Origin of the sequence: Bacillus sp. FSL K6-2869, assembly GCF_040869405.1 — a bacterium.
Taxonomy (GTDB): domain Bacteria; phylum Bacillota; class Bacilli; order Bacillales; family Bacillaceae; genus Bacillus; species Bacillus altitudinis.
The window spans coordinates 2,149,823-2,173,925 of record NZ_CP152035.1 but is presented as its reverse complement, the minus strand read 5'-3'; the positions used below and the strand labels follow the sequence as shown (position 1 = coordinate 2,173,925).

Here is a 24,103-nt window from a genome sequence, read left to right as displayed (position 1 = left end):
GGCATGGCGAACACCATTGAACAATTTATATTGGCTGTGGCGACAACAAATAAAGAGCGGGTCATTGGCGGAACAGCCGTTTTTTTCTGTGAAAATAAAGAAGAACTCGACATGTATGCTATGAATTTAGAGGCCATTTTAGATGGAATTGCACACGGCATTGGAGAAGATCTTTACTTGATCGTCAAACATTTTTAAGTTATTCATTGTGGTCTGATTAAAAATTGATATAATATATAAGTTGAACCCTTCATGTTTGAAGGGTTTATTTCATAAAACTGAATGAAAATTATAAATCCCGGTTGAAACATGATGATGAACATATTGAATCGCGGCTGGATTGAAAGGAAGGGTACTATGGGTAAACCTGTCGTAGCCATTGTTGGAAGGCCCAACGTTGGAAAATCTACAATTTTTAATCGAATCGCAGGCGAAAGAATATCGATTGTAGAAGACACACCTGGTGTAACAAGAGATCGAATCTATAGCTCTGCTGAATGGTTAAATTATGACTTTAATTTAATAGATACTGGTGGAATTGATATTGGAGATGAGCCGTTTTTGGCGCAAATTCGCCATCAGGCTGAAATCGCAATGGATGAAGCGGATGTTATTATCTTTATGGTCAATGGAAGAGATGGCGTCACATCTGCGGATGAAGAAGTCGCAAAAATTTTATATCGCACGAAAAAACCTGTCGTACTTGCTGTCAATAAATTGGACAACCCTGAAATGAGAAGCGACGTGTATGACTTTTATGCACTTGGATTTGGCGAACCGTATCCGATTTCTGGAACGCACGGACTCGGTCTAGGTGATCTGCTTGATGCTGTCGCAGAGCATTTCAAAAACTTACCAGATACACAGTATGATGAAGAAGTGGTCCAGTTCTGCTTAATCGGCCGCCCAAATGTAGGGAAATCCTCTTTGGTGAATGCGATGCTCGGTGAAGAACGTGTCATTGTCAGCAACATCGCTGGTACGACAAGAGATGCTGTAGATACAATGTTTACGTACAACCAACGTGACTTTGTCATTGTCGACACAGCCGGTATGAGAAAAAAAGGGAAAGTATATGAAACAACAGAGAAATACAGTGTACTCCGTGCGTTGAAAGCCATTGATCGATCGGATGTTGTCGCTGTTGTTCTTGATGGTGAAGAAGGCATTATTGAACAGGATAAACGTATTGCCGGCTACGCACACGAAGCGGGTAAAGCCGTTGTGATCATTGTGAACAAGTGGGATGCTGTTGAAAAAGACGAGCGTACAATGAAGGAATTTGAGCAAAACATTCGCGAGCATTTTCAATTCCTTGATTATGCACCTGTCTTATTCATGTCTGCCCTTACGAAAAAGAGAATTCACACGTTAATGCCAACAATCATTACCGCTAGTGAAAATCATGCGATGCGCGTTCAAACTAACATTCTAAACGATATTATCATGGATGCCGTAGCAATGAACCCAACGCCGACCCATAACGGACAGCGTTTGAAAATTTACTATGCAACACAAGTGGCGATCAAACCGCCGTCCTTTGTTGTGTTTGTAAATGATCCAGAACTTATGCACTTTTCTTATGAGCGTTTCCTAGAAAACCGAATTCGAGATGCATTTGGTTTTGAAGGAACACCAATTAAAATATTTGCGAGAGCGAGAAAATAAAAAGGGTGAGCAGGATGAAGAAAATTTCAGTACTTGGAGCAGGGAGCTGGGGAACAGCTCTTGCGCTTGTATTAGCTGATAATCATCATGATGTACACATGTGGGGACATAGACAAGAATTAATTGATCAAATCAACGAGAAACATGAAAATCATGATTACTTGCCTAATGTTGCATTGCCAGCGTCTATTCAAGCGACAACAGATATGAAACAGGCACTAGAAGGGACAGATGCGATTATTGTCGCTGTGCCAACAAAGGCTATTCGAGAAGTATTGAAACAGGCAAATGAGTTCATTACGTCAAAGGTGCCATTTGTTCATGTCAGTAAAGGAATTGAACCAGATACGCTTCTTAGAATTTCTCAAATGATTGAACAAGAAGTCCCAGAAGCGAAAAGGGAAGCAGTGGTTGTCCTGTCAGGACCAAGTCACGCTGAAGAAGTTGGCTTGCGTCATCCGACAACTGTTACTGTCTCGTCAGAAAATATTGAAGCAGCTCAATTTGTTCAAGATTTGTTCATGAACAATAATTTTAGAGTGTACACCAACCCTGATGTGATTGGGGTGGAAATTGGCGGGGCGCTGAAAAACATCATCGCTCTTGCAGCAGGGATCACAGACGGACTCGGATATGGCGATAATGCGAAAGCAGCGCTCATCACAAGGGGTCTTGCTGAAATCGCCCGCCTCGGCACAAAAATGGGAGGAAACCCTCTTACGTTCGCCGGATTAACAGGTGTTGGAGATTTGATTGTCACATGTACAAGTGTTCATTCGCGTAACTGGCGCTGCGGTAATTTACTCGGTAAAGGATATAAGCTCGAAGAAGTGCTTGAAAAAATGGGGATGGTTGTCGAAGGCGTTCGCACAACAAAAGGCGCTTATCAGCTCTCCAAAGAATACAAGGTCAGCATGCCGATTACAGAGGCTCTTTACGGCGTCCTATTTGAAGGGAAAAAGGTAGACGATGCTGTAGAATCCTTAATGGCACGTGTGAAAACACATGAGATGGAAGACCTTGTGAACATGTTCGAAAACCAAACAAAGTAATTGGAAGACTGAACTTAGGCGTGTAGAGGATGCAAGAAGGGGAAGACTTGCATAACATAACAATGAAGTTTGAATAGAGCTTTGCCTCTACAGAATGAGGAAAAATAGTCGACCTAATGACTGAAGCAGAGTCCCCCTCTTTGCTTCAGTTTTTTTATGCACTTTTTTCTGAATGATTGGAAAAATGATTGATATTTTACTTAATTTTGGTTTAGAATGAAATATAAACGCTTACAATTCGTTTATATTAAAGGGGGACAGGCACGATGAGTTTTGCTTTAATCAAGATGTGGTTTGCGCTTGGTTCAATGGGGCTCATGTTTTTAGCCGTTGTAACCATTTATTTGAGTAGGTTTAAGCTGAAGAGCCGATTTCTGAAAATAACAGCTTCGACTGTTGCGTACAGCTTGATGCTCATATCAGGTATCATTGTGTTTTTAGTTGTAGTTAGCGGGCCGGTCAATGAATAAAGAAAAAGGAAGAATGTGATGATCAAAGCAAAAATCAGTGTCATGCTGTTAACACTTATTTTACTTACGGGGTGCCTCTATCCAGAGAATCGCAAAGCTGAAAACCGCGTGCCATATAAAGAGCAGCTGCAAAGTGTGCAGACAGCGATTGAAGACTTTCAAAAAGCGACAAATGGCCTTTTACCGATTGAAACAAAAGAAGGCGACACACCTATTTATCAGAAGTATGTCATTGACTTTAAGCGTCTGTCACCAAGATATTTACACGATGTACCGTCGACATCTTTTGAAGGCGGGGGCGAATATATCTATGTCCTCACAGACGTCGAACAAAACCCAACGGTGAAACTGCTTGATGTCAAAATGACACAAACGATCAGTGAATTACGTCTGAGGATCAAAATATATCAAGATGAACATACATATCCGCCATATGGCAAAGTAGTATCCAAAGATTTATATACGTTAAATGAAAAAAAACTAGGGTTAAAAGCACCGCCTACAGTGACGAGCCCTGTCACGGGTGAATCACTTCCATTACTGATTTCCTCAAATGGCGAAATCTATGTTGACTATCGCAGTGATTTTGCCCAGATTTTGAAAAATACGAAACAAAAGCTGAAACCAGGTGAAAATATTCAAGATGTCTATTGGCAGGAAACCCCGTTTGTACCAGCGTTTTCTGTTCCATATACGATCAACAAAAAAGGTGAGCCGGCTTTTTTAGAAAAAAAGACGTCATAAACAAGAATGAACCTTTCTCCTCTGCATATAAATGAGGAGAAAGGTTTTTTTATGGCTAAACATACTCTCAAAACAAAAAAGGTGTCATATTCAAATAGGACAACGTCATACACATATATTGTCCTGACACCTTTCAAGCACCGTTTGATTGAAGTATAGAGTATTTTATTTGAAAACGAGGATAGCAAGTCCGGGAGGGGATCACTTGGAAAAAGTCGATATTTTCAAGGATATCGCTGAACGAACAGGAGGCGATATATATTTAGGAGTCGTTGGAGCTGTTCGTACAGGGAAATCTACGTTTATTAAAAAGTTTATGGAGCTCGTGGTGCTCCCGAATATCAATAATGAGGCAGACCGTGCAAGAGCACAGGATGAATTGCCGCAAAGCGCAGCAGGAAAAACCATTATGACCACAGAGCCAAAATTTGTGCCAAATCAAGCGGCATCCATTCACGTGAGTGACGGCCTGGATGTCAACATTAGGCTTGTCGATTGTGTAGGCTACACCGTGCCTGGTGCACGCGGGTATGAAGATGAAAATGGTCCGAGAATGATTAATACGCCGTGGTATGAAGAGCCAATCCCGTTTCATGAAGCAGCGGAAATTGGTACACGCAAGGTCATTCAAGAGCATTCAACCATTGGTGTTGTGATTACAACAGATGGATCAATTGGGGAAATCCCAAGACATGACTATATTGAATCAGAAGAACGTGTCATTGACGAACTCAAAGAAGTTGGAAAGCCGTTTATTATGGTGATCAACTCTGTGAGACCTTATCACCCTGAAACAGAAGCACTGCGGCAGGAACTTAGTCAAAAATATGATATTCCTGTACTCGCGATGAGTGTCGAAAGTATGAGAGAACAAGACGTCCTCAGTGTACTTCGTGAAGCATTATATGAATTCCCAGTGCTTGAGGTGAATGTGAACCTGCCAAGCTGGGTCATGGTACTAAAAGAAGATCATTGGCTAAGAGAGAGTTATCAGGATTCAGTGAAAGAAACCGTCAAGGATATTAAGAGATTAAGAGATGTTGACCGAGTGGTAGGTCAGTTCAGTGAATTCGATTTTATCGAAAGAGCGGGCTTAGCAGGCATTGAAATGGGTCAAGGGATCGCAGAAATTGATCTGTATGCGCCGGATGATCTATATGATCATATCCTAAAAGAAGTGGTTGGTGTGGAAATTAGGGGCAAAGATCACCTTCTTGAGCTCATGCAAGATTTTGCACATGCGAAAACGGAGTATGATCAAGTGTCTGACGCTTTAAAAATGGTGAAGCAGACTGGTTATGGAATTGCGGCACCAGCTTTGTCGGATATGAGTTTAGATGAGCCGGAAATCATTAGGCAAGGATCAAGATTCGGCGTCAGATTAAAAGCAGTCGCGCCATCTATTCATATGATTAAGGTAGATGTAGAAAGTGAGTTTGCGCCGATTATCGGAACAGAAAAACAAAGTGAAGAGCTTGTCCGATACTTAATGCAAGACTTTGAAGATGATCCGCTTTCTATCTGGAATTCCGATATATTTGGACGCTCACTCAGCTCGCTTGTCAGAGAAGGCATTCAAGCAAAACTCTCGCTGATGCCGGAAAATGCAAGGTATAAACTAAAGGAAACGCTTGAACGAATTATTAACGAAGGATCAGGCGGTCTGATCGCGATTATTCTATAGGATGTGAGACCTCTCATTAATGGGGGTCTTTTTTTGCGTGCGGGTGAAGTCATAAAAAGACAATTGTATAAAGATTAGTCAGATTCAGGCTGAAATTAGGAATATTCGTTCGCAAAAGTGCCCTTAATCCTTGACGAATAAGGATTCTTCCCTTTAAAATGCTTGATATGGTATTTCATATGTGTTAATCTACTTACAGAAAATCTTCACTTTGTTGGACAAACATTCCTTCAAAGAGAAGTTTTCTAATGAAAAGCCATGTATGACGCTTTCTAGACGCTCTTTTTTTCAAAAAAAGTGTATAGAAAGAAGATGAATTGTGAAGAAATGATAACAATCTATTGAATGCATATTTTTGGGAGGAGGTGAAAGGCATGAACAAGACAGAACTTATTAACGCGGTTGCTGAAGCAAGCGAGTTATCTAAAAAAGACGCGACAAAAGCAGTTGATTCTGTTTTTGATACAATTTTAGATGCACTTAAAAATGGTGACAAAATCCAACTTATTGGTTTTGGTAACTTTGAAGTACGTGAGCGTTCAGCTCGTAAAGGACGTAACCCACAAACTGGTGCAGAGATCGAAATCCCTGCAAGCAAAGTACCTGCTTTCAAACCAGGTAAAGCACTTAAAGACGCGGTGGCAGGTAAATAATCGTTATGTGTAATGATCCTATTGAAGGAGTTATACATATACAGTTTCACACTGGTCTAGAAAAGCCCCTTTGATAAGGGGCTTTTCCTTTTGAATCAAATGGTTTGTTTAGAACGCTCTCCTTTGCTTTTAGGATCTGAAGTGTGCTAGAATCTGAATGAAATGTAATCGCCTTTGGAGGATATAATACATGAGTGAAATAAATAAAGAATTAATCGAACACGCGGTACGCGATATATTAAAAGCAATCGGAGAAGATCCAGATCGTGAAGGACTTCTTGATACCCCAAAACGAGTAGCAAAAATGTATGAAGAAGTGTTCTCGGGATTAAATGAAGATCCAAAAGAACATTTTAAAACCATTTTTGGTGAAGATCATGAAGAACTTGTTCTTGTGAAAGATATTGCTTTTCATTCAATGTGTGAACACCATCTTGTGCCATTCTATGGCAAAGCCCATGTCGCTTATATTCCGCGCGGCGGAAAAGTAACGGGACTCAGCAAGCTGGCGAGAGCAGTAGAAGCAGTGGCAAAGCGCCCGCAGCTTCAGGAGCGCATTACATCAACGATTGCAGATAGTATGGTGGAAACTTTAAATCCACATGGTGTGATGATTGTCGTTGAAGCAGAGCATATGTGTATGACGATGCGCGGAGTGAAGAAACCCGGCGCTAAAACCGTCACTTCAGCCGTACGCGGTACATTTGCAAATGATGCGGCAGCAAGAGCAGAAGTGCTTTCATTTATTAAAAACGACTAATCCATAGATGGAAGGTGAACAGATTGAGTGAAAATAAAGCATCTGATTTTGTGGTGATTAAAGCCATTGATAATGGTGTCAATGTGATCGGCTTAACTAGAGGTTCCGATACAAGATTTCACCATTCCGAAAAGCTCGATAAAGGTGAAGTCATTATCGCACAATTTACTGAGCACACATCAGCCATCAAAGTGCGAGGCGATGCTGTCATTCAAACAAGCTTCGGTGAAATTCAAAGCGAAGCAAAGAAATAACGCACGACTATGCACTTGATAGCATGAAAGTCAGGCCTGATATGGTATAATAAATCTCTATACAATGTAGAGAGCTACATATGAAACTGTAATTTTTGGGACAAGGGTGATATCTTTGCAAGACATCTACGGAATTTTATCTAATCTGAATATAAAATTAAACAAAAAGCTTTCTCATCCTTATTTGGCGAAGCATTTGCGTGCGCCGCTCATCGATGAAGATAAGCTCCTTCTTTTTCATGCAATGTTTGATGAAGCTCAAATCGATGCTGAGAAAAAAGAAAATTATATTTTAACGGCGATGCTTGTGCAAATTGCCCTTGATACCCATGACGAAGTCACAACTGCTGCAGCCATCAAACAAGACGAGTTCAAAAATCGTCAGTTGACCATCCTAGCAGGAGACTATTTCAGCGGTCTCTATTACTCTCTTCTCTCTGACATGAAAGATATTTACATGATCCGTACTCTCGCCACGGCGATCAAAGAGATTAATGAACATAAAATTAGACTATATGATCGATCCATTCAAGATGCAGCCCACTTTTATAAAAGTGTTGCTACAGTAGAATCTGCGCTATTCCAAAGAATTTCTGAGCACTTTCAATTGACGCATTGGAATGAAATTGCAAGTCGCTTCCTTGTTTATAAACGTTTTATGAAACAAGCAGAAGACGACAAACATTTAAAACTTTTTTTGAACGATAGCTATACGGACGCCTATACATGTTTTGACAACTTTGAGAATGAAGGCTATGAAAAGGCCAAACGATCAATCAAGGAGCATCTAGTTTCATCTCCGATCGTTCAAAAAGAGCTATTAAATCGCTTGGATCATATGAAAAATGAACCTGCGTACCATCAGAAAGTGGAAGAAGGGTAAGTCATGCAGCAATCAAAAGAACAGCGAGTACACGGTGTATTTGAAAAAATTTATAAAAACTATGACCAAATGAACTCTGTCATTAGCTTTAAACAGCATAAAAAATGGCGCGATAAAACAATGAAGCTCATGAATGTTCAAAAAGGAGCCAAAGCACTAGATGTATGCTGCGGAACAGCCGATTGGACGATTGCGCTTGCAGACGCTGTTGGAGAAACAGGCGAGGTCAAAGGCCTTGACTTCAGTAAAAATATGCTGAGTGTTGGCGAAACGAAGGTGAAAACAGGTGGCTACAATCAAATTGAGCTGCTCCACGGCAATGCAATGGAGCTTCCTTTTGAGGACAACTCATTTGATTATGTCACAATCGGTTTTGGCCTTCGAAATGTCCCTGATTACTTAACAGTGCTAAAGGAAATGACACGAGTGGTAAAACCCGGTGGAATGGTTGTCTGCCTTGAAACATCACAGCCTGAGATGATTGGGTTTAAACAAGGGTATTATGTCTATTTCAAATACATCATGCCGCTCTTTGGCAAGCTGTTTGCCAAAAGCTATCAGGAGTATTCATGGCTTCAAGAATCAGCCAAAACGTTCCCTGGCATGAAAGAACTGGCGTCTCTTTTTGAAGAGGCCGGTCTGTCTGATGTCTCGTATCATCCATTTACAGGCGGTGTAGCAGCAACACATATCGGAAAGAAGCTTTGAATAAACGATATTTGGGTGAAAATAATGAAACTAAAAGCAATGATTTCTTTTCTAAATCATGATATCGATATAATTGAAAAAGAGCTTGAACAAACTGTTCGCTCTGATTATGCATTATTAAGTGAAGCCGGTCTTCATTTGCTGCAAGCGGGCGGAAAACGAATCCGCCCCGTTTTTGTTCTCCTTTCAGGCATGTTTGGTGACTATGATATTAATAAAATTAAATATGTAGCCGTAGCGCTTGAATTAATTCATATGGCATCACTTGTCCATGACGATGTCATTGATGATGCAGAACTGAGAAGAGGAAAACCGACGATTAAAGCAAAATGGGACAACAGAATTGCGATGTACACGGGGGATTACTTATTTGCAAGGTCACTCGAGTACATGACGAAAATCAATCACCCAATGGCACATGAAATTTTGTCAAAAATGGTCGTTGAGCTCTGTCTTGGGGAAATAGAACAAGTCAAAGATAAATACAACATGGACCAAAACCTTCGTACATATTTAAGAAGAATTAAACGAAAAACAGCCTTGCTTATTGCAGGCAGCTGCCAATTAGGTGCGATTGCAGCTGGAACAGATGAAAAAACACATAAAGCCCTTTACTGGTTTGGGTACTATGTTGGTATGTCGTACCAGATCATCGATGATGTCCTTGATTTTACATCAACTGAAGAAGAATTAGGCAAACCTGTTGGCGGGGACCTTTTACAAGGAAATGTCACTCTTCCCGTTTTATATGCGCTTCAGAACCCGACGTTAGAAGGTCAGTTGAAGCTGATCAATAGTGAAACGACGGAAAAGCAGCTGAAACCTGTGATTGAACATCTCAAACAAACAGATGCGATCGACCGTTCCATTCGAGTGAGTGAAATGTATTTGAAAAAAGCATTTGAACAGCTCGATCAACTTCCGCGCGGGCGGGCTAAATCTTCATTAGCGTCGATTGCAAAATATATTGGTAAACGAAAATTCTGATCAACGTTTCGTTGATTGGTTTTTTTGTGAAATTTTTTGTCAAAAATTGATTATTATAAAAAAAAATGATACGATCACTTTGTAACAATGTAAGCCTATACATACATAACGACGGGGTGGAAAACGTATATGGACAAAACATTTCTTATGGTCAAACCTGATGGTGTGGAAAGACAATTAATCGGTGAAATTGTGTCAAGATTCGAAAAAAAGGGGCTTCAGCTTGTTGGAGCAAAGCTCATGAGCATTCCAAAAGAAGTAGCAGAAACACATTACGGAGAGCATAAAGAAAAACCATTTTTCGGTGAATTGGTTGACTTTATTACGTCAGGACCTGTATTTGCGATGGTATGGCAAGGTGAACAAGTCGTAGACGTAACAAGGCAGATAATTGGAAAGACAAATCCGAAGGAAGCGCTTCCAGGAACAATAAGAGGCGACTATGGATTAACTGTTGGCAAAAACATTATCCATGGCTCAGACTCACCAGAAAGTGCCGAAAGAGAAATCAACCTGTTCTTCAAACAAGAAGAACTGACAAACTGGGATCAAACGATCTCAAGCTGGATTTATTAATGTTCAAGCCAAAGTGTTCATCAAATGATCACTTTGGCTTTTTTATATTGAGATTTCTATACGAATTTTCGCATGAGATGATACAAATTTATGATAAAAACAGCTATACTAGGACAAAGATAGATGAGACAGGAGAGGACATTGATGGATCAGTATCAAGTATTTGTTGGAAAATGGAAAAAACTAACTGGGGTAGATCTGAATTTATATAAAGAAGCACAAATGAAACGAAGATTAACATCTCTTTATGATAAAAAAGGATATAAAGATTTTGAGGCATTTGCGTCTGCTCTTGAAAAGGACAAAGCGCTATTAGATGAAACGATGGATCGAATGACGATCAATGTGTCAGAATTTTACCGAAACTATCAGCGCTGGGAAGTACTTGATCAAAAAATCCTGCCGCTGCTTTCAAAAAACAGCGGCACCCTAAAAATATGGAGTGCAGCTTGCTCAACTGGAGAAGAGCCGTATACACTCTCAATGCTGCTATCAAGCCATCCGCTTGTGAAGGACTTCCAAATTATCGCAACGGATATAGATGATAAAGTCCTGCAAACTGCGCAAAAAGGAAGATATCATGAACGATCTTTGCAAGAGGTGCCAGATCAAATCAAGCAAAAATATTTCACCAAAGAAGATTCTTCATTTTACACGGTGAAGGATGAGATTCGAAAGCACATTCAATTTAAGAAACACAACCTTTTAGCAGATCCATATGAAAAACAGCTGGATCTCATCGTGTGCAGAAATGTCCTCATCTACTTTACAGAAGAGGCGAAAGAAGAAATTTACTTAAAAATGAGCAGCAGTTTAAAGCAAAACGGCGTATTATTTGTTGGTTCTACAGAACAAATTTTTCACCCAGAAAAGTTTGGACTAACCTCTGCTGATACTTTCTTTTATCAAAAGAAGGGGTAGTAGCTGACTTTTTAGTAGGAAGTGTGTTATCATAGTTTTACTTAAAAGCGTTAATGCGATGAAGGGAGAATAAGTCATGAGGTACTTAACAGCAGGTGAATCACATGGTCCACAACTGACCACAATTATTGAAGGAGTTCCAGCGGGACTTTACATAGAGCAGGATGACATCAATTATGAACTGGCTAGAAGACAAAAAGGTCATGGCCGCGGAAGAAGAATGCAGATTGAAAAAGACCAAGCGAAAGTGTTAAGTGGTGTCCGCCACGGGAAAACATTAGGTTCTCCTATTGCACTTGTTGTTGAAAATAATGATTGGAAGCACTGGACAAAGGTCATGGGTGCAGAGCCGATTACTGAAGAAGAAGAGAGTGAAATGAAGCGTCAAATCTCTCGTCCAAGACCAGGGCATGCGGATTTAAATGGTGCCATTAAATATGGTCACCGTGATATGAGAAACGTATTAGAGCGCTCATCAGCACGCGAGACAACGGTTCGTGTAGCAGCAGGCGCAGTAGCGAAACAAATTTTGGCTCACCTTGGAATCAAAGTGGCTGGTCACGTCCTTGAAATTGGTGGAGTAAAAGCTTCCCATACCGCTTATGAATCTATTGAAGATTTGCAAAAAGTAACAGAAGAATCACCTGTTCGCTGCTATGACAGTGAAGCTGGTCAAAAAATGATGGATGCCATTGACGAAGCGAAGCAAAACGGCGATTCAATTGGTGGTATTGTCGAAGTCATCGTTGAAGGGATGCCAGTTGGAGTCGGCAGCTATGTGCACTATGACCGCAAACTGGATAGCAAGCTTGCGGGCGCAGTACTGAGTATCAACGCTTTTAAAGGAGTTGAATTCGGTATTGGCTTTGAGGCGGCTTCTAAAAATGGCAGTGAAGTTCATGATGAAATCATCTGGGATGAAGAAAACGGCTATACGAGAAAAACAAATCGCTTAGGTGGTCTTGAAGGCGGAATGTCAACTGGCATGCCAATCGTCGTAAGAGGGGTTATGAAACCAATCCCAACCTTATACAAACCATTGCAAAGCGTGGATATTGAGACAAAAGAACCTTTCTCTGCAAGTATTGAGCGTTCTGACAGCTGTGCTGTACCAGCCGCAAGTGTTGTGGCAGAAGCAGTCGTTGCATGGGAAATCGCCAATGCAGTGGTTGAGCAGTTTGGTCTTGATCAAATTGACCGCATTAAAGAAAATGTGGACAAAATGCGCCAGCTTCAGAGGGAGTTTTAATGAAAACACTGGAAGTGAAGACGTCTTCAGCCACTTATCCTGTATATATCGGTGATGGGATTAGACAAAATATCGTAGACTTGATTACTTCCACTGGGCGATCCTACACGAAGCTCTTTATCGTGACAGATTCAGCCGTCGATGCCCTTTATGGAGATGAAATGGTTCAATTACTTAAACAGAAATGGTCTGTACAAAAAGTAGTGGTGCCAAACGGAGAACAATCAAAATCTTTTGCGCAGTTTGAGCAGATTCATACGAAAGCCATCCAATTTCAACTCGACCGCTCCTCATGCATCATTGCATTAGGAGGCGGGGTGATTGGAGACTTGGCTGGCTTTGCTGCTGCCACTTATATGAGAGGCATTGATTTTATTCAAGTACCGACCACGCTGCTTGCACATGATAGTGCAGTCGGCGGAAAAACCGGAATCAATCATCCGCTCGGCAAAAATTTAATTGGTGCGTTTCATCAACCGGCTGCTGTCATCTATGATACAAGTATGCTAGAGACACTCTCACCACTAGAGCTGAGATCAGGCTTTGCAGAAGTGATAAAACATGCACTGATTTCAAGTGAAGTCTTTTTATCAGAACTGATGTCCATTCGTTCGTTGACAGAATTATCAAGGGATGAACTGGCACATATGCTTTATCAAGGGATTCAAGTGAAAGCATCCATTGTTCAAGAAGATGAAAAAGAACAAGGTGTGCGGGCATACTTGAATTTAGGTCATACACTAGGGCATGCCATTGAAGCGGAGTATGGATACGGTGCGATCACGCATGGAGATGCCATTGCAATTGGCATGCAGTTTGCTTTATATGTCAGTGAAAAAGAGCAAGGACTCAGCCTAGATCGTGAGAAACTTAAAGTGTGGATGAAAGAACTAGGGTTCCCAGTACAAGTCACACAAACGATTTCAACCAAAACATTTGTCGATCGCATGAGTGGTGATAAGAAGGCAAGAGGCGGGAGTGTTCAGTTTGTTTTGCTAAAACAAGTTGGAGACGTCACCCTGCAATCTTTCACAAAAGATGAGCTGTATCACTGGCTCGAAGAATGGAAACGGGAGGAGGGCTGTCTATGATGTTTCGCGGGATACGCGGGGCTACAACTGTGACAGAAGATACAGAAACAGAAGTGTTAACCAAAACGAAGCAGCTGCTAGAAGCGATCATTTCAAAAAACCAAGTAGATCCAGAGCGTGTCGTGCAGATCTTGATTTCAGCTACACAAGATATTCACTCTGTTTTTCCAGCAAAAGCACTCAGGCAGTTTGAAGGATGGACCTATGTGCCTGTCACTTGTATGCAAGAGCTTGACATTGATGGAGGTCTAAAGAAGTGTATTCGCGTTTTAATGACCGTTCAGACAGATGTCAAGCAGGAAGACATACAGCACGTATACTTGGAAGAGGCTGTCACGCTTCGGCCTGATTTACAGTTGACAAAAAACAAGGAATTATAATACGATATGAACAGCCGAAGTTTACACACAGGTGTGAACGGCATTGCAAGCTTAGAGAAGATGAGAATGAGACTAGGGTAGTTGAGATGAGTAGAGTTGAGCAGAGATACGATACTTCTATTTAATCATACTGCCTAAAAGAGCGAAGCCTCTTTTAGGCTTATTTCGTATACTCAAACAAATCCTCAAGATGTCCCCTCATTCTCCTTAATTCCATTTAAGGAGTGTGCTTATGAAATCCCAATCAAACCTTACCCAATTTTTAAGAGACAGCCAGTTTTACAAAACCATCCCGATTGTTGAAACCATTACAGTTGATACGCTCTCACCCATTCAAATTGTTGAGAAACTGAAACAGGATATTGTGTATTTGCTAGAAAGCAAAGACGAATCTTCTAGCTGGTCGAGATATTCCTTTATCGGATTACATCCTTTTTTAACATTACATGACGAGCAAGACCATTATATTGCTCGTGACGCTGCGGGAAAGACAGTGATGCAAAAAGCGGAGCTGAAAGAGTTGCTTGACTGGATGAAAGAGCAATATCAAATCAAGACACCTGAAATTGATATTCCATTTACTGGCGGAGCCGTAGGGTACTTAAGTTACGACCTCATTCCCAACATTGAGCCGTCTGTCAAGCCGCATCCGAATGCATCAACAACAGATAATTGCACATTATTTGTTTGCCAAACAATGATCGCATTTGATCACGAAACAAACCAAGTTCATTTTATTCAGTACACGCAGCTGAACGGTCATGAAACAGAGGAAGAAAAAATTCTGGTTTATCGAGAAAATCAAAAGCAGCTTGAACTGATGGTACAGCAGCTTCATACAAAAATTGATATGAAAGAACTGATTATCTCAGGGAATATGAATGAACCCCCTTCGTTTGAACAGGTGACGTCTACCTATGAAAAAGCAAAATTTTTAAAGGATGTCGAAAAAATCAAGGAGTATATTCGAGCGGGGGATATCTTCCAGGGTGTACTTTCTCAGCGTTTTGATATTCCAGTGACAGTGAGCTCATTTGAATTGTATCGTGTGCTTCGGATTGTCAATCCATCACCGTATATGTATTTTATGAAATTAAAAGATCGAGACTTAGTCGGAAGCTCGCCAGAACGATTAATCCATGCGAAAAACGGTCACTTAGAAATCCATCCAATTGCTGGTACAAGAAAACGAGGAATGACAAAAGAAGAAGATGATGCACTAGCAAGAGAGTTGCTCGATGATGAAAAAGAAAAAGCAGAACATTACATGCTAGTGGATCTGGCTCGAAATGATGTGGGACGTGTGGCAGAATACGGCAGTGTGTCTGTCCCAACTTTTACAAAAGTCGTGAATTTTTCGCACGTCATGCACATTATTTCTATTGTGACAGGGAAGCTGAAGCAGGATACACATCCAGTAGACGCACTTATGTCCGCTTTTCCAGCAGGCACATTGACAGGCGCCCCAAAAATTAGGGCGATGCAATTATTAAACGAAATGGAGCCTGAGCCAAGAGAGACGTATGGCGGCTGTATTGCCTATATTGGTTTCGACGGCAATATCGATTCCTGTATTACCATTCGCACAATGAGCGTCAAACATCAGACTGCTTCAATACAAGCAGGTGCCGGCATTGTCGCTGATTCCGTTCCAGAAAACGAATGGGAAGAGACATGTAATAAGGCAGGAGCACTTCTAAAAGCCATTCAGCTTGCTGAACATATTTTCTCAGAAAAGGAGAGTGTGCCAAATGAATCAACGACTATCAGCTCTTGTTAATGGAGGAAAACTATCAGAAGAAGAAGCGAATGGCCTGATGCATGATATGATGAGCGGCTCGTTAACAGATGCTGAAGTCGCTGCTAGTCTATCTATTTTAGCGCATCGAGGAGAAACCGCCGAAGAAATGACAGGCTTCGTGAAAGCCATGAGGCAGCATGCAGCACCAGTAGAAAGGTCACTTGATGTCGTTGATACGTGCGGGACAGGAGGCGACGGTTTATCAACATTTAATATATCAACAGCCGCTGCCATCGTTGCTTCGGCTGCTGGGGCGAAAATCGCCAAGCACGGAAATCGTTCCGTCTCCTCTAAAAGCGGGAGTGCTGACGTGCTAGAATGTCTTGGTATTCAAATTCAATCCACACCTGAAGAAACAAGACGGCAAATACAGCAGAAAAACATGGGCTTTTTATTTGCACCGCTCTATCATTCTTCTATGAAACAAGTAGCCGCCGTACGCAAGCAGCTCGGATTTCGGACGGTATTTAACTTATTAGGACCGCTTTGCCACCCGATGCAGGCCAAAAAGCAAATCATCGGTGTGTATGCAAAGGAAAAGGCAAAGCTCATGGCGAAAGCTCTTGCTCCTTTAGAGCCAGAACATGTCCTGTTTGTTTGCGGAGATGATGGGCTGGATGAATTAACCATTACAGCAAATTCATACATCATTGAACTCAAAAAAGGTGTCATGACAGAATATACGTTAAACCCAGAAGACTTCGGACTTGAAAAAGGGAATTTATCAGACATTCAGGTCCAATCACCAGAAGAAAGCGCCAAATTGATTCAGAATATATTGAATTATCAAGCGGGTGGAGCACCGCTTCATATTACAGCGCTTAATGCTGGGGCCGCATTATATGTGGCAGGAAAAGCAGAGAGTCTGATGGCAGGCACAATGAAAGCATTAGAAACGATCAAAAACGGATCAGCTAAAGAACAATTAGCCCGTCTAAAACAAAAAACGAAAGAGGAAGAGATCTATGCTTAATCAAATTATCGCCCGTAAAAAAGAACATGTGCAAACCTTGCAATTACCTGAGGAAGGACATTATGAAAGACAATCATTTAAAGAAGCCCTTATGAATCCTCACCGCTCGATCGGACTGATTGCTGAGGTGAAAAAAGCGTCTCCTTCCAAAGGCATCATTCAGCCTCATTTTGATCCTTTACAGACAGCAAAAGCATACGAAGCATCAAATGCAGATTGTTTATCTGTCTTAACGGATGAACCGTTTTTCCAAGGGAAAAACGAATATTTGTCTCTTATTAAAGAACACATCACACGTCCTATTTTAAGAAAAGATTTCATTATTGACTCTATACAAGTAGAAGAATCGAAACGGATAGGGGCAGATGCCATTTTATTAATCGGAGAGGTACTTGAGCCGCAAAAGCTGTATGAGCTCTATACAGAAGCGAAAGAAAAAGGACTGGATGTCCTCGTTGAAGTACATGCAGCACATACACTAGAAAAGATCTTACACCTATTTACTCCTGAGATTATCGGTGTGAACAACCGGAATCTCAATACGTTTACAACAACTGTTGAACAAACAAAAGAGATCGCGCCACTTGTTCCAAAAGACGTATTACTAGTAAGTGAAAGCGGCATAAGGACATTTGATGATCTGACCTTTGTGAAACAGCACGGAGCAAATGCCGTTCTTGTTGGTGAATCTTTAATGAGGGAACAATCACAGGAGAAAGCCGTTCAGGCATTGTTCGGAGAATGAAGGAAAGTAAGCCTTACTTAAAATATTGCGGGGCTGTCTCACAAGAGGATGTCGCATGCATCTCGCAATCTCAAGCGGATGCCATCGGTTTTATTTTTGCGCCGAGTAAAAGACAAGTTCATCCAGATCAAGTGAAACACTGGCTGTCAAAAGTAAAATGTAAAAAAGAGATAGTGGGCGTATTTGTGAATGAAAAAACACCAAAAGTGTGCGAGATCACAAACAACCTCCCTTTAGATATTGTGCAGCTTCATGGCGATGAGACGCCAGAAGATGCAAGCGACATCAAACAACAAACGAAGGCGCTCGTTTGGAAAGTGTTCCATCACGAGCCCGATGTAAACGACACACTTGAACATATGACGGCATTTGCTCCAAGTGTCGATGGTTTTCTCATTGATGCGAAAGTGAGAGGAATGAGAGGCGGTTCTGGAACAGCTTTTGCATGGGAGGCGGTGCCTTCATATGTTCAGCATGCAAAACAACTGGGAAAAACTTGCGCTATTGCTGGCGGGATCACGCCAGACACCATAATAGATCTGCTTGCTTTTGGTCCAGACGCCATAGACCTTTCAAGCGGTATAGAAGAAAACGGGAAGAAAAGCAGTACAAAGATGAAAGTGCTCGAAGAAAGGATGTTGAACCATGTACGCATATCCAAATGAGATTGGCAGATATGGAGAATTTGGAGGGAAATTCGTTCCTGAAACGCTCATGCAGCCACTAGAGGAGATCGAACAAGCTTTTCGTGAATTAAAAGAAGACCCTGCTTTTCAAAAGGAATATATATCGCTTTTGAAAAACTATTCAGGCAGACCAACTGCACTCACATACGCTGATCAATTATCGGCATATCTCGGTGGTGCTAAAATCTATTTAAAAAGAGAAGATTTAAACCATACAGGCGCTCATAAAATTAACAATGCGCTTGGGCAGGCACTGCTAGCGAAAAAAATGGGAAAATCAAATATCATCGCCGAAACAGGAGCAGGTCAGCACGGTGTAGCTGCTGCAACGGTGGCCGCAAAATTCGGTTTATCCTGCACTGTATTTATGGGAAAAGAAGATGTGGAAAGACAATCACTCAATGTGTTCCGAATGAAACTGCTTGGCGCTGAAGTCATACCTGTCACAAGCGGGAACGGAACATTAAAGGATGCAACCAATGAAGCCATCCGCTATTGGGTCCAGCATTGCAGTGACCACTTTTATATGATCGGCTCAGTCGTTGGACCTCATCCGTATCCTCAAATCGTCAGTGAATTTCAGCGGATGATCGGAGATGAGGCAAAAGCCCAGATACTTGAAAAGGAAGGGCAGCTTCCTCATAAAGTCGTTGCCTGTGTTGGCGGCGGGAGCAATGCGATAGGAATGTACCGGGCGTTCTTAGATGAAGAAGTCGATATCATTGGTGTAGAAGCTGCTGGGAAAGGAATCGACACTCCGCTTCATGCAGCGACCATCACGAAAGGGACAAAAGGTGTCATACATGGATCTTTGACATACTTGATTCAAGACGAATTTGGTCAAATTATTGAGCCTTATTCGATTTCAGCTGGATTAGATTATCCGGGGATCGGACCAGAGCATGCGTATTTGCATGCGAGCGGCCGGGTTCAATATGTGAGTGCGACAGATCAAGAAGCACTAGATGCGTTAAAGCTGCTCACAGAAAAAGAAGGAATCCTGCCAGCGATCGAATCTGCACATGCTTTAGCAAAAGCGTTTGAAATGAGCCAGAACATGAGTGAAGACGACATTGTTCTTGTCTGCTTGTCAGGCAGAGGAGATAAGGACGTGCATACATTAATGAATGTGCTTGAAAGTGAGGGTGAAACAAAATGATCACATTTCAATTAGAGCAAGGTCAGAAATTATTTATTCCATTTATTACAGCGGGTGATCCATCAGAAGAGATCACCATTGATTTAGCCCTCGCGCTTCAAGCAGCAGGGGCACATGCGATTGAACTAGGTGTTCCGTATTCCGATCCGTTAGCGGACGGCCTTGTCATTCAAAGAGCTTCTAAAAGAGCACTTCATCATGGTATGAATATCGTAAAAGCGATAGAATTAGCAGGAAAGATGAAAAAAAACGGCGTAAAAATTCCTGTAATTCTATTTACGTATTATAATCCTGTGTTACAATTAGACACAGAATACTTTTTCGCTTTACTGCACAAAAATCATATTTCGGGGCTCTTAACACCCGACTTGCCTTTTGAAGAGAGCAGCGAGCTGCAGAAGAACTGTCAAGCACACGACATTTCATATATATCACTCGTTGCACCAACAAGCAAGGAACGATTAGAAAAAATTGTAGAGCAGGCAGAAGGTTTTGTGTATTGTGTTTCATCTCTCGGCGTCACAGGTGTCAGACAATCTTTCGACGCATCGATTACAGATTTTATTCAACAAGTAAAACAGTTGAGTCAAATACCAGTTGCTGTAGGTTTTGGTATTTCAACAAGAGAACAAGTAGACTCAATGAATAAAATGAGTGATGGTGTCGTTGTCGGCAGTGCGCTTGTCAAAAAAATTGAAGAGCTTCAAGAACAATTAGTAGCAAGTGATACACGCCAAGAGGCTTTAAGAGAATTTGAAACATATGCAAAAACATTTAGTCCCCTCTATTCATTCAAATGAGGTGAAACATTTTGCAAATCAAAGATCAATTAAAACAGCTAAAACCGTATCAACCTGGGAAACCAATTGAAGAGGTCAAAAAAGAATATCAATTAGACAAAATTGTGAAATTGGCTTCAAATGAAAACCCTTTTGGATGTTCCACACATGCAAGAGAGGCCATACAAGCTGAACTTGAACATTTAGCGATTTATCCAGACGGATACAGCGCAAGTTTAAGAACGGAACTGGCTGAGTTTCTACAAGTAAATGAAAAACAATTAATATTCGGGAATGGCTCAGATGAACTTGTGCAAATTATTGCTAGGGCATTCCTTGATCAACATACAAATACGGTGATCCCATCCCCGTCATTCCCGCAATACCGTCACAATGCAGTGATTGAGCATGCAGAGATTAGAGAAGTACCACTTTTAAATGGTGGAGCTCATGATCTAAAGGGAATGCTGGAAGCGATGGATGACAACACAAAAGTCGTTTGGGTGTGTAACCCGAACAATCCGACAGGAAATCATTTGTCAGAGGCTGAGCTCGTATCGTTTTTAGATCAAGTGCCTGCTCACGTGCTTGTCGTTCTAGATGAAGCATATTTTGAATATGTTCGCGCTGAAGACTTTCCGAACAGTTTATCTCTATTAAAAGCCTATCAAAATGTCATTGTACTGCGCACGTTCTCTAAAGCATATGGACTTGCGGCACTTCGAGTAGGTTATGGGGTTGCCTCAGAGGAGTTGATTACCGCCATTGAACCTGCGAGAGAGCCCTTTAATACAAGTCGTATCGCTCAGGCAGCTGCACGTGCAGCCATTAAAGATCAAGACTTCATTCAATCGTGCAGACAAAAAAATGAAGCAGGTCTTAAACAATATCAAGAATTTGCAGACCGTTTTGGATTATTTATATATCCATCTCAAACAAACTTTGTGCTGATTGATTTTAAAAGAGATGCAGATGAGCTGTTCAATGCACTTTTGAAAAAGGGCTATATCGTTCGATCTGGTCAAGCTCTCGGATTCCCAACTTCTTTACGTATTACTGTTGGAACAAAGGAGCAAAATGAAGAAATCCTAACTACACTTGCCGATTTATTACAAGGCATTCGTGCGTAGCATAACAATGAAGTCATATCCTGTTTATGGGATATGGCTTTCGTTGTAACTCATCCAATATACATATAAGCTATTGAAACAGCTTGTTTAATTTACGCGAAAAATCAGGTGATGAACATGAATGAAGCAAACGAAACCATATTAATCGCTGGGCTTGGTTTAATTGGTGGTTCTATTGCACTGTCGATTAAAAAAGAATTTCCACATAAAAAAATTGTAGGCTATGATGTCTCTAAAGAACAAATGATTGCTGCAACAAAACTAGGAATCATCGACGCGACTGCCGAGTCCTTGATGGAAGGCTTAAAAGCATCAGCAACGATTATTTTGGCAACGCCAGTACAACAAACCGTCAAAATGTTAAGTGATATTGCAGCATCTGGTATTGAAAGAGAGCTCACGATTACGGATGTAGGGAGCACAAAGCAAAAGGTCGTTCACTTTGCTGAAAAAACGTTGCCTGATCATTACCAATTTATTGGCGGGCATCCGATGGCAGGGTCTCATAAGTCAGGTGTCATTGCAGCAAAAGACTTTTTATTTGAAAATGCATTCTACATTTTAACGCCAGCAAAGGTAACAAGTCGTCAAGCTGTTGACCGCTTGAAGGATCTACTGAAGGGAACCAATGCTCATTTCATTGAAATGACACCCGAAGAACATGATGCTGTGACAAGTGTGATTAGTCACTTTCCACATATCGTCGCTGCCAGTCTTGTGCATCAAGCGCATCATTTTGAAGAAGAATTTCCTCTTGTAAAACGGTTTGCTGCTGGAGGTTTTCGAGATATTACCCGTATTGCATCAAGTAATCCTGCAATGTGGCGCGATATCCTTTTGCACAATAAAAACAAGATTTTAGACCGATTTCATGAATGGAAAAAAGAGATTGACCGCATTGAATCCTTTGTGCAACAAGAAGATGCTGAGGGGTTATTCTCTTATTTCCAAGAGGCCAAGGAATATCGCGACGGGCTGCCTCTGAGGAAAAAAGGAGCGATCCCTGCTTTTTATGATCTTTATGTCGATGTGCCGGATCATCCTGGTGTTATTTCGGAAATTACAGGATATCTAGCAAATGAAAACATCAGTATTACAAATATCCGTATTATTGAAACGCGAGAAGACATTAACGGGATTTTACGCATTAGTTTTCAAACAGATGACGATCGAAAGCGGGCAGAACTCTGTATAAAAAATAGAGCAAATTACGATACATTTTATGCTGATTGAGGTGAGGAACATGAAAATTCATAAAAGTGCTCCTATGAATGGAGAAATTCATATTCCAGGAGATAAATCCATTTCTCATAGATCTGTGATGTTTGGCGCTATTGCTGACGGGACTACAGTAGTAAAAAACTTTCTTCCTGGCGCTGATTGTTTAAGCACGATTGATTGTTTTAGAAAAATGGGTGTCGACATCGAACAAAAAGGTACAGATGTTGTCATTCATGGTAAGGGACTAAAAGGACTTAAAGAGCCGAGCGATATTCTCGATGTTGGTAACTCTGGCACAACCATTCGTTTAATGATGGGAATCTTGGCTGGCTGTGAGTTCCACAGTACGCTGATCGGAGACGAAAGTATTGCCAAAAGACCGATGAAACGGGTAACAGGTCCGCTCAGACAATTAGGAGCCAAGATCGATGGTAGAGCAAATGGCGAGTATACACCGCTTTCTATACGTGGGGGTAATTTAAAAGCTATCTCTTATGAGTCTCCAGTTGCCAGTGCCCAGATTAAGTCGGCTGTCCTTCTAGCTGGACTGCAGGCAGAAGGAACAACGACGTTAACTGAACCGCATAAATCAAGAGACCATACCGAAAGAATGTTATCAATGTTTGGTGTCTCGCTACATGAAGATGCACAAAGTGTTTCAATTGAAGGTGGACAAACGTTAAAAGCAACAGATGTATTTGTCCCTGGAGATATTTCTTCAGCTGCATTTTTCTTAGTGGCTGGATCTATCGTTCCAAACAGCCGGATTGTATTGAGAAATGTCGGTTTGAACAAAACGAGAACTGGTATTATAGATGTGCTAAAACAAATGGGTGCAGACCTCGACATTCAAGAAGTGGATGCTAAAGGCGGAGAACCGTACGGTGATTTAACGATCTCTACCTCTTCATTAAAAGGGATCGACATTTCAGGTGATATGATCTCTAGACTCATCGACGAAATTCCTATTATTGCGCTCCTAGCTACTCAAGCAGAAGGAACAACGATCATTAGAGATGCTGCTGAATTAAAAGTGAAAGAAACCAATCGGATTGATACAGTCGTTTCAGAACTTAAAAAACTAGGTGCTCATATTGAAGCAACAGATGATGGAATGAAGATTCATGGTAAAACGAGCCTTAAAGGCGGTGCAGTCGTCTCAAGCTACGGAGATCATCGAATTGGTATGATGTTAGGAATTGCGGCATGTATAACAGAGCAAGCAATCGAGATTGAAGATACAGATGCAGTACGTGTATCTTATCCAAATTTCTTTGAACACATTGAATACTTAACGCAAACAGTCTGAGGATTTCCTCAGGCTTTTTCTTTCCTTTTGCATATTTGAAAGAACTATAGCATAGCTTGTCTCAAGGTGAAACCTTGAAAAAGAGCATTTTGCTGATTCAAAAACAATTTTTTAGCGTATTCGGTTTACAAATCATCAGTTTAGTAAAGTATTGATTGAAAAAGAGTCTTCAAAACACAAAAAATGGCTTCATGTTAAAAGAGCAACATATTTGCTGGAT

The 24,103-nt window shown here is 41.2% G+C and carries 26 protein-coding genes; all 26 read left to right on the top strand.

Annotation, left to right across the window (positions count from 1 at the left end; genetic code table 11):
- The first annotated feature begins 3 nt into the window (after positions 1-3).
- The 26 genes from MHI58_RS11125 (at position 4) to aroA (ending at position 23,883) form a co-directional block, all read left to right on the top strand.
- Complete coding sequence (locus tag MHI58_RS11125; RefSeq protein ID WP_008344527.1) at positions 4-198, top strand: hypothetical protein; 195 nt, start codon at positions 4-6, stop codon at positions 196-198.
- A gap of 159 nt (positions 199-357) precedes the next feature.
- Entirely contained in the window at positions 358-1,668 is a 1,311-nt protein-coding gene (der, locus tag MHI58_RS11120; protein ID WP_008344528.1) for a ribosome biogenesis GTPase Der, read from the top strand.
- Positions 1,669-1,682: 14 nt separating this feature from the next.
- Entirely contained in the window at positions 1,683-2,720 is a 1,038-nt protein-coding gene (locus tag MHI58_RS11115; protein ID WP_039165750.1) for an NAD(P)H-dependent glycerol-3-phosphate dehydrogenase, read from the top strand.
- Positions 2,721-2,986: 266 nt separating this feature from the next.
- Positions 2,987-3,190, top strand: a complete 204-nt coding sequence (locus tag MHI58_RS11110) for a DUF2768 domain-containing protein (RefSeq protein ID WP_024718503.1) — start codon at positions 2,987-2,989, stop codon at positions 3,188-3,190.
- Between the two features lie 18 nt (positions 3,191-3,208).
- Positions 3,209-3,934, top strand: a complete 726-nt coding sequence (locus MHI58_RS11105; protein ID WP_007500961.1) for a hypothetical protein — start codon at positions 3,209-3,211, stop codon at positions 3,932-3,934.
- 205 nt (positions 3,935-4,139) lie between these two features.
- A complete protein-coding gene (gene spoIVA / locus MHI58_RS11100; protein ID WP_008344534.1) occupies positions 4,140-5,618 on the top strand; it encodes a stage IV sporulation protein A in 1,479 nt (492 codons plus the stop codon).
- A gap of 374 nt (positions 5,619-5,992) precedes the next feature.
- Positions 5,993-6,271, top strand: coding sequence for a non-specific DNA-binding protein Hbs (gene hbs, locus MHI58_RS11095; RefSeq protein ID WP_003215863.1), 279 nt, complete (start codon positions 5,993-5,995; stop codon positions 6,269-6,271).
- A 190-nt stretch (positions 6,272-6,461) separates the two neighbouring features.
- Positions 6,462-7,031 (top strand): GTP cyclohydrolase I FolE, encoded by a 570-nt coding sequence (gene folE, locus MHI58_RS11090; RefSeq protein WP_003215789.1) that lies wholly within the window; start codon positions 6,462-6,464, stop codon positions 7,029-7,031.
- 23 nt (positions 7,032-7,054) lie between these two features.
- Positions 7,055-7,285: a trp RNA-binding attenuation protein MtrB gene (gene mtrB / locus MHI58_RS11085; RefSeq protein ID WP_008344541.1), complete on the top strand. Its 231-nt coding sequence runs from the start codon at positions 7,055-7,057 to the stop codon at positions 7,283-7,285.
- Between the two features lie 115 nt (positions 7,286-7,400).
- Positions 7,401-8,168, top strand: a complete 768-nt coding sequence (locus MHI58_RS11080) for a heptaprenyl diphosphate synthase component 1 (protein WP_007500958.1) — start codon at positions 7,401-7,403, stop codon at positions 8,166-8,168.
- Between the two features lie 3 nt (positions 8,169-8,171).
- The gene (locus tag MHI58_RS11075; RefSeq protein ID WP_007500957.1) at positions 8,172-8,876 is read left to right on the top strand and encodes a demethylmenaquinone methyltransferase; all 705 of its coding nucleotides are present in this window, start codon (positions 8,172-8,174) and stop codon (positions 8,874-8,876) included.
- 24 nt (positions 8,877-8,900) lie between these two features.
- Complete coding sequence (gene hepT, locus MHI58_RS11070; protein ID WP_007500951.1) at positions 8,901-9,863, top strand: heptaprenyl diphosphate synthase component II; 963 nt, start codon at positions 8,901-8,903, stop codon at positions 9,861-9,863.
- A gap of 129 nt (positions 9,864-9,992) precedes the next feature.
- Positions 9,993-10,439 (top strand): nucleoside-diphosphate kinase, encoded by a 447-nt coding sequence (gene ndk, locus MHI58_RS11065; RefSeq protein ID WP_003216015.1) that lies wholly within the window; start codon positions 9,993-9,995, stop codon positions 10,437-10,439.
- 144 nt (positions 10,440-10,583) lie between these two features.
- Positions 10,584-11,360, top strand: a complete 777-nt coding sequence (locus MHI58_RS11060) for a protein-glutamate O-methyltransferase CheR (RefSeq protein ID WP_045034324.1) — start codon at positions 10,584-10,586, stop codon at positions 11,358-11,360.
- 76 nt (positions 11,361-11,436) lie between these two features.
- Entirely contained in the window at positions 11,437-12,609 is a 1,173-nt protein-coding gene (gene aroC, locus MHI58_RS11055) for a chorismate synthase (protein ID WP_045034323.1), read from the top strand.
- Complete coding sequence (aroB, locus tag MHI58_RS11050; protein WP_045034322.1) at positions 12,609-13,700, top strand: 3-dehydroquinate synthase; 1,092 nt, start codon at positions 12,609-12,611, stop codon at positions 13,698-13,700. Before aroC ends, aroB begins: the two co-directional genes overlap by 1 nt.
- The gene (aroH, locus tag MHI58_RS11045) at positions 13,697-14,080 is read left to right on the top strand and encodes a chorismate mutase (protein WP_008344549.1); all 384 of its coding nucleotides are present in this window, start codon (positions 13,697-13,699) and stop codon (positions 14,078-14,080) included. The genes aroB and aroH overlap by 4 nt, the downstream gene beginning before the upstream one ends.
- Positions 14,081-14,312: 232 nt before the next feature.
- Positions 14,313-15,860 (top strand): anthranilate synthase component I, encoded by a 1,548-nt coding sequence (gene trpE, locus MHI58_RS11040; protein WP_045034321.1) that lies wholly within the window; start codon positions 14,313-14,315, stop codon positions 15,858-15,860.
- Positions 15,832-16,854, top strand: a complete 1,023-nt coding sequence (trpD, locus tag MHI58_RS11035) for an anthranilate phosphoribosyltransferase (protein ID WP_045034320.1) — start codon at positions 15,832-15,834, stop codon at positions 16,852-16,854. The genes trpE and trpD overlap by 29 nt, the downstream gene beginning before the upstream one ends.
- Positions 16,847-17,599 carry an indole-3-glycerol phosphate synthase TrpC gene (gene trpC / locus MHI58_RS11030; protein WP_045034319.1) on the top strand — a complete coding sequence of 251 codons (753 nt, stop codon included), beginning with the start codon at positions 16,847-16,849 and terminating at the stop codon, positions 17,597-17,599. Before trpD ends, trpC begins: the two co-directional genes overlap by 8 nt.
- Entirely contained in the window at positions 17,596-18,264 is a 669-nt protein-coding gene (locus MHI58_RS11025) for a phosphoribosylanthranilate isomerase (protein WP_045034318.1), read from the top strand. The genes trpC and MHI58_RS11025 overlap by 4 nt, the downstream gene beginning before the upstream one ends.
- Positions 18,245-19,444 carry a tryptophan synthase subunit beta gene (trpB, locus tag MHI58_RS11020; protein WP_007500937.1) on the top strand — a complete coding sequence of 400 codons (1,200 nt, stop codon included), beginning with the start codon at positions 18,245-18,247 and terminating at the stop codon, positions 19,442-19,444. Before MHI58_RS11025 ends, trpB begins: the two co-directional genes overlap by 20 nt.
- Positions 19,441-20,244 (top strand): tryptophan synthase subunit alpha, encoded by an 804-nt coding sequence (gene trpA, locus MHI58_RS11015; RefSeq protein ID WP_045034317.1) that lies wholly within the window; start codon positions 19,441-19,443, stop codon positions 20,242-20,244. Before trpB ends, trpA begins: the two co-directional genes overlap by 4 nt.
- An 11-nt stretch (positions 20,245-20,255) precedes the next feature.
- Positions 20,256-21,353: a histidinol-phosphate transaminase gene (gene hisC / locus MHI58_RS11010; protein ID WP_045034316.1), complete on the top strand. Its 1,098-nt coding sequence runs from the start codon at positions 20,256-20,258 to the stop codon at positions 21,351-21,353.
- Between the two features lie 117 nt (positions 21,354-21,470).
- On the top strand, positions 21,471-22,586 hold the full coding sequence (locus tag MHI58_RS11005) for a prephenate dehydrogenase (protein WP_045034315.1): 1,116 nt from the start codon (positions 21,471-21,473) through the stop codon (positions 22,584-22,586).
- A 10-nt stretch (positions 22,587-22,596) separates the two neighbouring features.
- Positions 22,597-23,883 (top strand): 3-phosphoshikimate 1-carboxyvinyltransferase, encoded by a 1,287-nt coding sequence (aroA, locus tag MHI58_RS11000; RefSeq protein ID WP_368004320.1) that lies wholly within the window; start codon positions 22,597-22,599, stop codon positions 23,881-23,883.
- The last annotated feature ends 220 nt before the right edge of the window (positions 23,884-24,103 follow it).

What these genes read in the sequence shown, in the direction of transcription:
- MHI58_RS11125 (WP_008344527.1), top strand. Translation starts at nt 4, where the DNA reads ATGGCGAACACCATTGAACAATTTATATTGGCTGTGGCGACAACAAAT.
- der (WP_008344528.1), top strand. Translation starts at nt 358, where the DNA reads ATGGGTAAACCTGTCGTAGCCATTGTTGGAAGGCCCAACGTTGGAAAA.
- MHI58_RS11115 (WP_039165750.1), top strand. Translation starts at nt 1,683, where the DNA reads ATGAAGAAAATTTCAGTACTTGGAGCAGGGAGCTGGGGAACAGCTCTT.
- MHI58_RS11110 (WP_024718503.1), top strand. Translation starts at nt 2,987, where the DNA reads ATGAGTTTTGCTTTAATCAAGATGTGGTTTGCGCTTGGTTCAATGGGG.
- MHI58_RS11105 (WP_007500961.1), top strand. Translation starts at nt 3,209, where the DNA reads ATGATCAAAGCAAAAATCAGTGTCATGCTGTTAACACTTATTTTACTT.
- hbs (WP_003215863.1), top strand. Translation starts at nt 5,993, where the DNA reads ATGAACAAGACAGAACTTATTAACGCGGTTGCTGAAGCAAGCGAGTTA.
- folE (WP_003215789.1), top strand. Translation starts at nt 6,462, where the DNA reads ATGAGTGAAATAAATAAAGAATTAATCGAACACGCGGTACGCGATATA.
- MHI58_RS11075 (WP_007500957.1), top strand. Translation starts at nt 8,172, where the DNA reads ATGCAGCAATCAAAAGAACAGCGAGTACACGGTGTATTTGAAAAAATT.
- hepT (WP_007500951.1), top strand. Translation starts at nt 8,901, where the DNA reads ATGAAACTAAAAGCAATGATTTCTTTTCTAAATCATGATATCGATATA.
- ndk (WP_003216015.1), top strand. Translation starts at nt 9,993, where the DNA reads ATGGACAAAACATTTCTTATGGTCAAACCTGATGGTGTGGAAAGACAA.
- MHI58_RS11060 (WP_045034324.1), top strand. Translation starts at nt 10,584, where the DNA reads ATGGATCAGTATCAAGTATTTGTTGGAAAATGGAAAAAACTAACTGGG.
- aroC (WP_045034323.1), top strand. Translation starts at nt 11,437, where the DNA reads ATGAGGTACTTAACAGCAGGTGAATCACATGGTCCACAACTGACCACA.
- aroB (WP_045034322.1), top strand. Translation starts at nt 12,609, where the DNA reads ATGAAAACACTGGAAGTGAAGACGTCTTCAGCCACTTATCCTGTATAT.
- aroH (WP_008344549.1), top strand. Translation starts at nt 13,697, where the DNA reads ATGATGTTTCGCGGGATACGCGGGGCTACAACTGTGACAGAAGATACA.
- trpE (WP_045034321.1), top strand. Translation starts at nt 14,313, where the DNA reads ATGAAATCCCAATCAAACCTTACCCAATTTTTAAGAGACAGCCAGTTT.
- trpD (WP_045034320.1), top strand. Translation starts at nt 15,832, where the DNA reads ATGAATCAACGACTATCAGCTCTTGTTAATGGAGGAAAACTATCAGAA.
- trpC (WP_045034319.1), top strand. Translation starts at nt 16,847, where the DNA reads ATGCTTAATCAAATTATCGCCCGTAAAAAAGAACATGTGCAAACCTTG.
- MHI58_RS11025 (WP_045034318.1), top strand. Translation starts at nt 17,596, where the DNA reads ATGAAGGAAAGTAAGCCTTACTTAAAATATTGCGGGGCTGTCTCACAA.
- trpB (WP_007500937.1), top strand. Translation starts at nt 18,245, where the DNA reads ATGTACGCATATCCAAATGAGATTGGCAGATATGGAGAATTTGGAGGG.
- trpA (WP_045034317.1), top strand. Translation starts at nt 19,441, where the DNA reads ATGATCACATTTCAATTAGAGCAAGGTCAGAAATTATTTATTCCATTT.
- MHI58_RS11005 (WP_045034315.1), top strand. Translation starts at nt 21,471, where the DNA reads ATGAATGAAGCAAACGAAACCATATTAATCGCTGGGCTTGGTTTAATT.
- aroA (WP_368004320.1), top strand. Translation starts at nt 22,597, where the DNA reads ATGAAAATTCATAAAAGTGCTCCTATGAATGGAGAAATTCATATTCCA.